This window comes from Pseudomonas sp. Leaf127, assembly GCF_001423155.1.
Classification (GTDB): domain Bacteria; phylum Pseudomonadota; class Gammaproteobacteria; order Pseudomonadales; family Pseudomonadaceae; genus Aquipseudomonas; species Aquipseudomonas ovata.
Window position 1 is genome coordinate 528161 of sequence record NZ_LMOA01000022.1, and the last position, 11856, is coordinate 540016.

The following is an 11856-nucleotide window of genomic DNA, read 5'->3' on the forward strand; positions in this document are numbered from 1 at the left end:
CGGATCGCTGTCCGCTCGGTCCATGGGTAAAAACCCTGTGCTAAGATTCCGCCCCTGTTCAGTTCTGGTACGAGTTGCTCTATGAAGTTGTCCATGCCGCGTTTCGATCAAGCGCCTGTCCTGGTGGTGGGCGATGTCATGCTCGACCGTTACTGGCATGGTGGCACCTCGCGTATTTCCCCCGAGGCGCCGGTGCCGGTGGTCAAGGTCGACCAGATCGAGGACCGTCCCGGTGGCGCCGCCAACGTGGCGCTTAACATCGCCGCCCTCGGCGCCCCGGCCTCGCTGGTCGGCGTCACCGGCACCGACGAGGCCGCCGACAGCCTGGCCAACAGTCTCAAGGCGGCAGGTGTGGTCGCGCGTTTCCAGCGCATCGCGCACCAGCCGACCATCGTCAAGCTGCGGGTCATGAGCCGTCACCAGCAGTTATTGCGCATCGATTTCGAAGAGCCTTTTGCTACCGATGGCCAGGCCTTGAGTGCCGAGGTCGACGCCTTGCTTGAAGGCGTGCGCGTGCTGGTGCTCTCGGATTACGGCAAAGGCGCACTGAAAAACCACCAGGTGCTGATCAGCGCCGCGCGTGCGCGCAATATACCGGTGCTGGCCGATCCCAAGGGCAAGGATTTTTCGATCTATCGCGGCGCCAGTGTAATCACGCCGAACCTCAGTGAATTCGAAGCCATCGTCGGCCATTGCAGCGACGAGGCCGAACTGGTCGCCAAGGGCGCACAGCTGATGCATGAACTGGAGCTGGGCGCCTTGCTGGTGACCCGTGGCGAGCACGGCATGACCTTGCTGCGCCCGGATCACGCCGCGCTGCACCTGCCGGCCCGGGCCCGCGAAGTGTTCGACGTGACCGGTGCCGGCGATACGGTCATTTCCACCCTGGCCGCTGCGCTGGCTGCCGGTGAAGACCTGCCCAACGCCGTGGGCCTGGCCAACCTGGCCGCCAGCATCGTGGTCGGCAAGCTCGGTACGGCGGCCATCAGCGCCCCTGAACTGCGCCGGGCGATCCAGCGCGAAGAGGGCTCCGAGCGTGGGGTGCTGGGGCTGGAGCAGCTGCTGCTGGCCGTCGACGATGCCCGGGCGCACAACGAGAAGATCGTATTCACCAACGGCTGCTTCGATATCCTGCATGCGGGCCACGTGACTTATCTGGAACAGGCCCGCGCCCAGGGCGACCGGTTGATCGTGGCCATCAACGACGATGCCTCGGTCAGCCGCCTCAAGGGGCCGGGCCGGCCGATCAACAGCGTCGACCGGCGCATGGCCGTACTGGCAGGGTTGGGTGCGGTGGACTGGGTGATCAGCTTTGCCGAGGGCACCCCGGAAAACCTGCTCGGCCACATCAAGCCCGACGTGCTGGTCAAGGGCGGCGACTACAGCGTCGATCAGGTGGTCGGCGCCGACATCGTCAGCGCCTATGGCGGTGAAGTGAAAGTGCTCGGCCTGGTCGAGAACAGCTCGACCACCGCCATCGTCGAGAAAATTCGCGGCCAGTGAGTGACCTTGATCACCTCCTTGGGAGCCCACCCTGTGTCACTGACACAGCGCCAAGGCGGCATGCTGTCGCGCAGCAAACATGGACCCGGTGTAGGAGCGCGCTTGCCCGCGACCGAGTGCGTAGCGCTCGCAAAATCTGCGAAACGCCACAAATTTACGACTGCGAACCTATCAGGGATCTATGAAACCCCACAAATTTACGACTGCTAACGCAGCCGGTCGCGGTGGTCCGGCATTCCGGCAAGCGCGCTCCTACAGGTGTGAATTTAATAGCCAATAAAATCAATAAGTTATTTTTGTGTTTGATGAGAGATCACCTTGTGTCACTGACACAACGCTGTCGCGCAGCAAACATGGACCTGGTGTAGGAGCGCGCTTGCCCGCGACCGAGTGCGTAGCGCTCGCAAAATCTGCGAAACGCCACAAATTTACGACTGCGAACCCATCAGGGATCTATGAAACCCCACAAATTTACGACTGCTAACTCAGCCGGTCGCGGGCAGAGCGCGCTCCTACAAACGGTGAATTTAATAGCCAATAAAATCAATAAGTTATTTTGTGTTTGATGAGAGCGACCAGCGCGAAGGTCACTTCGCCAGCCTGGAACGTGCCCGTTGCAGCAGCTCACGGGCCTTGCCGGTCAGGCGCGTCAGGCCGGTGTTCTTCGGCGGTGGCGTCAGGCCTTGCTGGCGCAGCCAGTCTTTCCAGCGGATCCGCTCGTCACTGACCACCCAGCCGTCCTGGCGGGCAAAACTCTCGGCCAGATACAGGCCACGGGTGCCCACCGGGGTCAGCCGGTCGCGCTTGAGGGTGTACAACTCGGGCAGCGGGTTGCCGTTTTCCAGCGGCATCAGGTACAGGTCGGGCTTGCTGCGGTTCAGGCGTGCGACCAGGTGCTGGTCTTCCAGGCTCTCGTCAACATGAAACAGGCTTACCGGCCGGGCTTCGCGCGGGATTTCCAGGCGCATGTCGTAGATCAGTTGCAGTGAGGCGGTCGGCAGGTGCACGTAGGCTCGCGGGCGTTCGAGCAGCGCCTGGCTGCCACAGCGCACCGGCAGCGCCGCGCCCGACAGCGGGCTGAGGCGAAACGGCATGGCCTCGCGGTAATGCAGGGCGGCGGCGTAGGGCGCCGGCAGCCAGGTGTCCTTGTAGCGCCCGCTGAGCCAGCCTTGCGGGGTTTCGATCAGGCATTCTTCGGCCACTTCCTGGATGGCCGTGTGCAGCGGCAGGGCCAGTTCATGGGCCGGTACATAGCCTGAAATCAGCTTGAGCACCACATCGCCACGGTCCTTGCGTCGTTGCCGCACCAGCACCCAATAGTCGCGGTTCTGCCAACTCAGCGTCAGGCGGATCGACACCCCCAGGTTGGCCAGTTCGACGATGAAGCGTTCGTTGTCCGGCACCTCGATCTTGCGCCGGCGTTGCAGGGTCTGGGCAAAGTTGAGCGGCATGCCGATGCTTTCATAACCGAGACCTTCTGGCGTGGCCTCGACCAGCAATGAAAGGGTCTTGAAGTTGCTGGGGTTACTGCGGATCAGGGTACGCGGCATATCGGCTCCTCCTTGCGTTGGGGTCGGCCGCCGACGTCAGGCTTGACGGCGAATCACGGCTGCGGCACAGGCCACGTTATGCGCCAGGTGCACGGGGTTGATGGTGCCGACGATGGCACTTGCCACGCCCGGATGCCCGAACAGCAAGCCGAAGCTGGCCCGTACCGGGTCGACACCCGGTTCCAGACAGATATGACCGCTGGCCAGCGCCTTTTTCACCAGAATCGCTTTGCCATGCGCCGCAGCGTAGTCCAGAACCGGTTTTTCGCCTTGTTCATTGAGGTTGTAGGTGACCATGGCGCAATCACCCTGCTGCAAAGCCAGCAGCCCGCCTTCGACCGTCTTGCCGGAAAAGCCGTAGCTGCGGATCTTGCCTTCGTGCTTGAGCTCGGCCAGGGTCTGGTACACCGCGGTGTCGGTCAGGATTGTCAGGTCATTGCCGTCGGAATGCACCAGCACCATGTCGATAAAATCGGTTTCCAGACGTTTCAGGCTGCGTTCGATGGAGGCACGGGTGTGCGTGGCGCTGAAATCGTGGTGCGACAGGCCATTATCGAATTCTTCACCGACCTTGCTGACGATCACCCAGTCCTGGCGCTGACCGCGCAGCAGCGGGCCGAGGCGCTCTTCGCTGATGCCGTAGGCCGGCGCGGTGTCGAGCAGGTTGATGCCCAGTTCGCGGGCCTGGCGCAGCAGGCTGGCTGCTTGCTGGTCGTCGGGAATGCGAAAGCCGTTGGGGTACTTGACCCCCTGGTCGCGGCCGAGCTTGACGGTGCCCAGGCCCAGCGGCGATACGCTCAGGCCGGTGTTGCCCAGCGGGCGGTGCAGGTCGTGCAGGGTCGGCAGGCTCATGGCAGCAACTGGTCCCAGACCGGTGTGGCCAGTGGCGGCCTTGGCAGCTCGCCCAGCGGCGGTTGAGCGCTCGGCTTGATGCCGTCCTTGTCCAGTGTTGCCAATACACGGTCGGCAAAGTCCGGGGCCAGCGCCAGCTTGGTCGGCCAGCCCACCAGCAGGCGCCCCTGGACATCGACGAAGGCGTTGTCGGGGCGGACCAGGCCGGACTGCTCGGGCTCGGCGCGGTCGACCCGCAGGGTGGCCCATTGCGCCTGGTCGAGATCAATCCAGGGCAGCAGTTTGTGCAACTCGTCGCGGGCCGTGGCGATCTGCGCCGCCGGCTCGCGGGCCACGCCCTCGGCTTCGGCAATGTCGCCGCCCAGGTACCAGACGTGCTGGCCATCGGCGGCCGGGTGGGTGGTGACGGTGATGCGCGGCTTGGGACCGCCGCCCAGGCAGTGGGCGTACAGCGGCTTGAGGGTCGGGCCCTTGACCAGCACCATGTGCAGTGGCCGGCGCTGCATGGCTGGCTGGCGGATGCCCAATGCCTCAAGCAAGGAGGCGGTGCCGGCGCCGGCACTGAGCACGATGCGTCGCGCATGAATGTCGCGGCCGTCGACGCGCAGGCCGATCAACTGGTCATCGGCATGCAGCGGTTCGATGTGCTGGCCGGCCAGCAGGCTGTCGCCGGCCAGGTGTGCCAGGCGCTCGATCAGGCTCGGAACGTCCACGACCAGTTCGGCCAGGCGATAGACCTTGCCCTTGAACCTCGGGTGCTGCAAGGCCGGTGGCAGGTCGTCGCCCTTGACCTGGTCGACCCGGCCACGCACGGCCTTGCTGGCGAAAAAGCTGGTGAGGTTGCCGGCCAGGGTGCCGGGCGACCACAGGTAGTGGGCCTCGGACAGCAAGCGTACGCCGGCCAGGTCGATCTCACCCTGGCCGTCCAGCGCTTCGCGCCAGCGGCGCGGCATGTCGGCAATGGCTTCGGAGGCGCCGCTGAGTGCGCCATGCAATGCGTACTTGGCGCCGCCATGGATGATGCCCTGCGATTTGAGGCTTTGCCCGCCACCCAGATGACCGCTTTCCACCAGTACGGTGGAAAAGCCCTGGCGACGCAGGCGGGCATTGAGCCAGAGACCGGCAACACCACCGCCCACGATCAGGACGTCGGTGGAAAGAACAGATGGCATGGGCACCTCTTGGGCTGAACGATGCCGGCCATTATAGGGGGTAATCAGTGCCCTGCGGTTTTCGAGAACAACTGGATGACCACCACGCCCAGCACGATCAGGCCCATGCCGAGGATGGCCGGCAGGTCGAGCTTCTGCCCGTAGATGAACAGCGCGGCGATGCTCACCAGCACGATGCCCATGCCGGACCACACGGCATAGGTCACGCCCACCGGAATGGTGCGCACCACGATGATCAGCATCCAGAACGCAATGGCGTAGCCGCCGATCACCAGCAGCAACGGCAACGGTGTGCTCAGGCCCTTGACGGCTTTCATCGAGGTGGTGGCGATGACTTCGGCGCAGATGGCGATGGCCAGCAGGTAATAGGCATTCATGGACAGACTCCTTCTTCAATGGCGCCATTCTAGGCCAGGCACAGATGCGGTAAAGTCATTAGCCATCTATTGGGGAGATAGGTTGATGGCCGAACAGTGGAATCTTGAACAACTGCGTATCTTTGTGCGCGTGGCCGAACTGCGCTCGTTCTCGGCCGTGGCCCGTGAGCAGCGCAAGGCGCAGTCGGCCATCAGCAATGCCATCGCCCTGCTGGAGGCCGACCTGGGGGTAACCTTGTTCGAACGCAGCAGCGGGCGCCAGCCGCGCCTGACCGACAACGGCGAGGCGCTGCTGGCCGATGCCCGCGAACTGCTGCGCCAGTGCGAGCGCCTGGATGGCCGGGCACTGGCACTGATGCGCGGGCAGGAGGCGCTGTTGCGCATTGCTCAGGACGAAGCCATGCCTTATCAACCGGTGATCGACAGCCTCAAGGAGCTGGCCAGCCGCTTTCCGTACCTGCAAGTGCAACTGGCCAGCAACGCCCAGGGCGACGTGGCGCGCAAGCTGGTGGAGCGTCGTGCCGACCTGGGCCTGTTCTTCCACCATGAGCACATTCCGGCCTCGCTGGAGCGCCGCACCCTGGGCAGCGTCGAGATGGTCACCGTGTGTGCGGTCGATCATCCGCTGGCCCGCGAGCGGCAGGTGACCCGCCAGCAACTGGCCTGTCATCGCCAGTTGTTGATCACGCCACAGCAAAGCGATTACCCCGGCGGTGAGGCGATCAGCCCGCTGGTCTGGCGTGCCGACAGTTTCTACGCCATGGCCGAGCTGCTGATGCGCGGCTTGGGCTGGGCCTGGTTGCCGCGCCATGTGGTGCAGTACCCGACCTATCAGGCGCAGATGGTCGAACTGGCCAGTGAATGGCGACCCCCGGCGCTGGTGACCGAACTGGCCTGGCGTCGCGACGAACCCCTGGGGCCGGCCGCGCAATGGCTGGCCGAACGCTTTGCCGTGCACTTGCAAGCGATCGGGTAGGCGCGGCCGCGCGCAGATCCTTGTAGACTTCGCCCCCATGAACAGAACGCTCTATACCCTGCTTTTTCATCTGGGCCTGCCGCTGGTCGCGCTGCGCCTGTGGCTGCGTGCGCGCAAGGCGCCGGCTTATCGTCAACGCATCAAGGAGCGCTTTGGCTTCGGCCTGCCGGCCATGCGGCGTGGGGGGCTGTGGGTGCATGCGGTCTCGGTGGGCGAGAGCATTGCCGCCGCGCCCATGGTGCGCGCCCTGCTCAAGGCCTACCCGGACCTGCCCATCACCCTCACCTGCATGACCCCGACCGGCTCCGAGCGGATCCGCGCGCTGTTTGCCGACGAGCCGCGCATCCAGCATTGCTACCTGCCGTACGACCTGCCTTGGGCGGCGCGGCGGTTTCTCGATCATGTGCAGCCGCGGCTGGGCATCATCATGGAGACCGAGCTGTGGCCCAACCATCTCCACCAGTGTGCCCGTCGCGGTATCCCGGTGGTGTTGGCCAATGCCCGGCTGTCCGAGCGTTCGGCCCGCGGTTATGGGCGTTTTACCGGCCTGACCCGTCCGATGCTGGCCGCAATGAACGGCTTTGCCGTGCAGACCGAAACCGAGGCCGAGCGCTTCCGGGTATTGGGGGCCCGGCCTGAATGTGTGACGGTGACCGGCTCCATCAAGTTCGACCTGACCATTGACCCGCAGCTGTTGGTGCAGGCGGCCAGCGTGCGCGCGCAATGGCAGGCCGTTGGCCGGCCCGTGTGGATCGCGGCCAGCACCCATGCCGGTGAGGATGAGCCTATTCTGGCGGCGCATCGCCAGGTGCTGGCCAGCCATCCCGAAGCCTTGCTGATCCTGGTGCCGCGCCACCCGGAGCGCTTTGCCAGCGTGCATGAGCTGTGTGTGCAGCAAGGCTTCGACACGGTGCGCCGCTCGACGGGCGCGGCGGTCATGCCGGCCACCTCGGTGCTGCTGGGCGACACCATGGGCGAGCTGCTGTTTCTCTATGCCCTGGCCGACTGCGCCTTTGTCGGCGGCAGCCTGGTGGCCAATGGCGGGCATAACCTGCTGGAACCGGCGGCCCTGGCCAGGCCGGTACTCAGCGGGCCGCACCTGTTCAACTTTCTGGAAATCGCCGCCATGCTGCGCAGCGCTGGCGCCTTGCTCGAAGTCAACGACGCGCAGGCGTTGGCGACAGCGGTGCAACGCCTGTTCGACGAGCCCGAACAGGCCCGCGCAATGGCCGGGGCGGGGCTGCAGGTCATGGAGGCCAACCAGGGCGCCCTGCAGCGATTGCTGGGGCTGATTGCCCGGCTGATGTAACACCAAGACCTGAAATCCCTGTGGGAGGCGGCTTGCCGGCGATGAGGCCAGCAAGCTGCCTCCCACCGTCTGGTGCCAGACCCGAAATTCAGTGTCACATCACCGTGGTAGGAGCGCGCTCTGCCCGCGACCGAGTGCGTAGCGCTCGCAGAAATCTCGGAAACGCCACAAATTTCTGAGTGTGAACACGTCCAAAATCTACGAAACGCTGCAAATTTACGACTGCTGACGCAGCCGGTCGCGGGCAGAGCGCGCTCCTACCCCGGATCCAGCGCGGGGCTGCCGGTCAGCGCTTGGCCGGGCGTTCGAAGTTCTTGCGGGCGGCCTCGGCCAGGTCCGGGGGCAGGAAGTCCTTGTCCGGGTTGTAGTCGGGCTTGAGGTAGCGCGCCAGGTCTTGCAGGTCGTCGGGGCTCAGGGTGCCGGCGGCCTGTTTCAGGCGCAGGCTGTCGAGGATGTAGTCGTAGCGGGTGTTGTTGTAGTCACGCACCGAGGCATACAGCTGGCGCTGGGCGTCGAGCACGTCGACGATATTGCGGGTGCCGACCTGATAGCCGATTTCCGTGGCTTCCAGCGCGCTTTGGTTGGAGATGATCGACTGCTTGCGCGCCTGCACCTGCTCCACGTCGGTGTTGACCGCGCGGTGCAGGTTACGTGTGTTCTCGACCACCTGGCGGCGCAGGCTTTCGCGGCGCTGCTCGCTCTGGTTCAGGCGTGCGTATGCCTCACGCACCTGCGAGCTGGTCAGCCCGCCGCTGTACAGCGGGATGTTCAGTTGCACGCCCACGGTGCGCTGCTCGACGTCGCCGCTGTAGCTTTGCCCGGTGTAGTTGGGGTTGGAAAAGCCCAGGGCGTCGTTGTCGCCACGCTGGTAGGTGGCCACGGCGTCGACCGTCGGCGCATGGCCGGCCTTGCGCTGACGCACGGTCTGCTGCGCGGCTTCGACCGCATGGTTGCTGGCTTGCAGGTCAAGGTTCTGCTGGGCCGCAGTGTCGACCCAGGTCTTGGCGTCGTTGGGCGAGGGCGGCAGCACCGGCAGGCTGTGGACCATGCCTTCGATGGCGCTGTACTGGCGATTGGTCAGGGTCACCAGTGCCTGGAACGCATCGTCGACCTGGCGTTGGGCGATCAGCCGGTTGGCGCGGGAAGTGTCGTGGCTGGCCTGGGCCTGGAGCACGTCGGTCTTGTCCGACAGGCCGACATTGAAGCGCTCGTTGGCCTGGTCCAGCTGGCGCTTGAGCGCCGCCTCTTCGGCCTTGGTGGTCGCCAGGTTGTCCTGGGCGCGCAGCACCGTGAAGTACAACTGCGCTGATTGCAGGATCAGGTTCTGCTCGGTGGCCGACAATTCCAGCGCCGCCTGCTCGTTCACCGCCTCGGCGGCCTGCAGCTGGAACCAGCGGTCGGCGCGGAACAGCGGCTGGCTGAGCGTGGCCTGGTAGACCGTGCCGCTGCGGCTGGCCGTTATTCTGGGTTGATCGATGCTGGTGCGGGTGTTGTTGCTCTGGGCGCTGGCCGACAGGTTCGGCAACAGCCCGGCGCGGGCCTGTGGCACGCCTTCGCTGCGTGCCTGGTAGTCGGCGCGGGCCGCGGCCAGGTCGGCATTGTTGTCCACCGCCTGCTGGTAGACATTCACCAGCCCGGTGCTGGCCGTGAGCGGGGCGTCGTAGGCCCAGGCGTGCGGGCTGCAGGCATATGACACAGCGATGACCCACGACAGTTTGCGCAGCATGAGGTGTTCCTTCCTGAAAATGATCGCGGCCTGGACCGGTCAGCGAGTGTAGAGCCTGACGTTGGGCGCAACAATCGGTCATATCGGTCATTTATCGCCGGGGTTGTATGCGGGGCTGGCGTTGGGGCCCCTGGCCGGCATAGACTGGCACCGTTCTTGTCGGGGTGCCTTGCTATGAGGCTGAGATCGGTTAAGCCGGATCCCGTTGAACCTGATCAGGTTAACGCCTGCGTAGGGAACAAGATTGCTCGCTCCCGGCGAGTCCTCTTGAGTGTCGTCCGGGGTCGTGCGTTCAATTTATTCGAACACCCGCCTTCCTGCGATGCTCTGCGTCTGTGTTTCATGGCGCGCCCCCCGTCTGTTCAGGTCACTCCGACAATCAATCCGCCCCAGGATGTCAGGAGAGACCGTGATGAGCACAAAAGCAAAAAACGCCCCCCATCTGAGTGAATCGGCCCAGGTCGACTCAGGCTCCGTGAAGCCGTTCACCCGCTCGCAGAAAATCTACGTTCAAGGCTCTCGGCCGGACATCCGCGTGCCGATGCGCGAAATCAGCCTGGACGTGACGCCGACCGATTTTGGCGGCGAGATCAACGCACCGGTCACCGTCTACGACACCTCGGGCCCCTACACCGACCCCAATGTGATCATCGATGTGCGCAAGGGCCTGGCCGATGTGCGCACGCCGTGGATCGAGTCGCGCAACGACACCGAACTGCTCGACGGCCTGAGCTCGAACTTCGGCCAGCAGCGCCTCAACGATGCCGAACTGACCGCCCTGCGCTTTGCCCATGTGCACAAGCCACGCCGCGCCAGGGCCGGCGCCAACGTCAGCCAGATGCACTATGCCCGCCAGGGCATCATCACCGCCGAGATGGAATACGTCGCCATCCGCGAAAACATGAAGCTGCAAGAGGCCCGTGCCGCCGGCCTGCTGCAGCAACAACACGCCGGCCACAGCTTTGGCGCCAGCATCCCCAGGGAAATCACCGCTGAGTTTGTGCGCGAGGAAATCGCCCGTGGCCGCGCGATCATCCCGGCCAACATCAACCACACCGAACTTGAGCCGATGATCATCGGCCGTAACTTTCTGGTGAAGATCAACGGCAATATCGGCAACAGCGCACTGGGCTCTTCCATCGAGGAAGAGGTGGCCAAGCTGACCTGGGGCATCCGCTGGGGCTCGGACACGGTCATGGACCTGTCCACCGGCAAGCATATTCATGAAACCCGCGAGTGGATCATCCGCAACTCGCCGGTGCCGATCGGCACCGTGCCGATCTACCAGGCACTGGAAAAGGTCGGCGGCGTGGCCGAGGACCTGACCTGGGAGCTGTTTCGCGACACGCTGATCGAACAGGCCGAGCAGGGCGTCGACTATTTCACCATCCATGCCGGCGTGCTGCTGCGCTATGTGCCGCTGACCGCCAAGCGCGTCACCGGGATCGTCAGCCGCGGCGGCTCGATCATGGCCAAGTGGTGCCTGGCGCACCACAAGGAAAACTTCCTCTACACCCATTTCGACGACATCTGCGAAATCATGAAGGCCTACGACGTCAGCTTCTCGCTGGGCGACGGCCTGCGCCCGGGCTCGATTGCCGACGCCAACGACGCGGCGCAGTTCGGCGAACTGGAAACCCTGGGCGAGTTGACCAAGATCGCCTGGAAGCATGACGTGCAGTGCATGATCGAAGGCCCGGGCCATGTGCCGATGCAGTTGATCAAGGAAAACATGGACAAGCAGCTCGAGTGCTGCGACGAGGCGCCGTTCTACACCCTGGGCCCTTTGACCACTGACATTGCACCGGGCTACGACCACATCACCTCCGGTATCGGCGCGGCGATGATCGGCTGGTTCGGCTGCGCCATGCTCTGCTACGTCACGCCCAAGGAACACCTGGGCCTGCCGAACAAGGATGACGTCAAGACCGGGATCATCACTTACAAGATCGCCGCCCATGCTGCCGACCTTGCCAAAGGGCATCCCGGCGCGCAGATCCGCGACAACGCCCTGAGCAAGGCGCGCTTCGAGTTTCGCTGGGAAGATCAGTTCAACCTGGGCCTGGACCCGGACACCGCCCGCGCCTACCACGACGAAACCCTGCCCAAGGACTCGGCCAAGGTCGCGCACTTCTGCTCGATGTGCGGACCGAAGTTCTGCTCGATGAAGATCACCCAGGAAGTGCGCGAGTACGCCGCCAACCAGCGCATCGACAGTATCGATGTGTCAGTGGAGGCGGGCATGCGCGAACAGGCCGAGCGCTTCAAGCAGGAAGGCAGCCAGCTTTACCAGAAAGTCTGATCATACGACCCCTGGTAGGAGCGCGCTTGCCCGCGACCGGCTGCGCTAGCAGTCGTAAAATTGTGGCGTTTCGCCGATTTACCAGCCGT

At 64.4% G+C, this 11856-nt stretch carries 9 protein-coding genes and 1 riboswitch; of the genes, 4 read left to right on the top strand and 5 right to left on the bottom strand.

The window, feature by feature from the left end:
• Positions 1–81: 81 nt before the first annotated feature.
• A complete protein-coding gene (gene hldE, locus ASF84_RS20230; RefSeq protein WP_056840627.1) occupies positions 82–1503 on the top strand; it encodes a bifunctional D-glycero-beta-D-manno-heptose-7-phosphate kinase/D-glycero-beta-D-manno-heptose 1-phosphate adenylyltransferase HldE in 1422 nt (473 codons plus the stop codon).
• 587 nt (positions 1504–2090) lie between these two features.
• Here the strand turns inward: hldE and ASF84_RS20235 are convergent.
• The 4 genes from ASF84_RS20235 to ASF84_RS20250 are packed head-to-tail and all read right to left on the bottom strand — an operon-like array spanning position 2091 to position 5454.
• Positions 2091–3053 (bottom strand): hypothetical protein, encoded by a 963-nt coding sequence (locus ASF84_RS20235; RefSeq protein ID WP_056840628.1) that lies wholly within the window; start codon positions 3051–3053, stop codon positions 2091–2093.
• A 36-nt stretch (positions 3054–3089) separates the two neighbouring features.
• A complete protein-coding gene (locus ASF84_RS20240; RefSeq protein ID WP_056840629.1) occupies positions 3090–3905 on the bottom strand; it encodes an aldo/keto reductase in 816 nt (271 codons plus the stop codon).
• Positions 3902–5077 carry an NAD(P)/FAD-dependent oxidoreductase gene (locus ASF84_RS20245; protein ID WP_056840630.1) on the bottom strand — a complete coding sequence of 392 codons (1176 nt, stop codon included), beginning with the start codon at positions 5075–5077 and terminating at the stop codon, positions 3902–3904. Before ASF84_RS20245 ends, ASF84_RS20240 begins: the two co-directional genes overlap by 4 nt.
• Before the next feature lie 44 nt (positions 5078–5121).
• On the bottom strand, positions 5122–5454 hold the full coding sequence (locus tag ASF84_RS20250; protein ID WP_056840631.1) for a DMT family transporter: 333 nt from the start codon (positions 5452–5454) through the stop codon (positions 5122–5124).
• Between the two features lie 85 nt (positions 5455–5539).
• On the opposite strand from ASF84_RS20250, the gene ASF84_RS20255 reads away from it, so the two are divergent.
• Positions 5540–6430 carry a LysR family transcriptional regulator gene (locus tag ASF84_RS20255; RefSeq protein WP_056840632.1) on the top strand — a complete coding sequence of 297 codons (891 nt, stop codon included), beginning with the start codon at positions 5540–5542 and terminating at the stop codon, positions 6428–6430.
• 37 nt (positions 6431–6467) lie between these two features.
• Positions 6468–7739 carry a lipid IV(A) 3-deoxy-D-manno-octulosonic acid transferase gene (gene waaA / locus ASF84_RS20260; RefSeq protein ID WP_056840633.1) on the top strand — a complete coding sequence of 424 codons (1272 nt, stop codon included), beginning with the start codon at positions 6468–6470 and terminating at the stop codon, positions 7737–7739.
• Between the two features lie 286 nt (positions 7740–8025).
• On the opposite strand, the gene ASF84_RS20265 is transcribed toward waaA, so the two are convergent.
• Complete coding sequence (locus ASF84_RS20265; RefSeq protein WP_056840634.1) at positions 8026–9465, bottom strand: TolC family outer membrane protein; 1440 nt, start codon at positions 9463–9465, stop codon at positions 8026–8028.
• A gap of 150 nt (positions 9466–9615) precedes the next feature.
• A riboswitch (TPP riboswitch) is annotated at positions 9616–9720 on the top strand.
• 157 nt (positions 9721–9877) lie between these two features.
• Here ASF84_RS20265 and thiC point away from each other — a divergent pair.
• The gene (gene thiC, locus ASF84_RS20270; protein ID WP_056840635.1) at positions 9878–11767 is read left to right on the top strand and encodes a phosphomethylpyrimidine synthase ThiC; all 1890 of its coding nucleotides are present in this window, start codon (positions 9878–9880) and stop codon (positions 11765–11767) included.
• Positions 11768–11856: the final 89 nt, after the last annotated feature.

Bases quoted from the DNA above. Each gene is read 5' to 3' on its own strand.
- hldE (WP_056840627.1), top strand. From the start codon at position 82: ATGAAGTTGTCCATGCCGCGTTTCGATCAAGCGCCTGTCCTGGTGGTG.
- ASF84_RS20235 (WP_056840628.1), bottom strand. From the start codon at position 3,053: ATGCCGCGTACCCTGATCCGCAGTAACCCCAGCAACTTCAAGACCCTT.
- ASF84_RS20240 (WP_056840629.1), bottom strand. From the start codon at position 3,905: ATGAGCCTGCCGACCCTGCACGACCTGCACCGCCCGCTGGGCAACACC.
- ASF84_RS20245 (WP_056840630.1), bottom strand. From the start codon at position 5,077: ATGCCATCTGTTCTTTCCACCGACGTCCTGATCGTGGGCGGTGGTGTT.
- ASF84_RS20250 (WP_056840631.1), bottom strand. From the start codon at position 5,454: ATGAATGCCTATTACCTGCTGGCCATCGCCATCTGCGCCGAAGTCATC.
- ASF84_RS20255 (WP_056840632.1), top strand. From the start codon at position 5,540: ATGGCCGAACAGTGGAATCTTGAACAACTGCGTATCTTTGTGCGCGTG.
- waaA (WP_056840633.1), top strand. From the start codon at position 6,468: ATGAACAGAACGCTCTATACCCTGCTTTTTCATCTGGGCCTGCCGCTG.
- ASF84_RS20265 (WP_056840634.1), bottom strand. From the start codon at position 9,465: ATGCTGCGCAAACTGTCGTGGGTCATCGCTGTGTCATATGCCTGCAGC.
- thiC (WP_056840635.1), top strand. From the start codon at position 9,878: ATGAGCACAAAAGCAAAAAACGCCCCCCATCTGAGTGAATCGGCCCAG.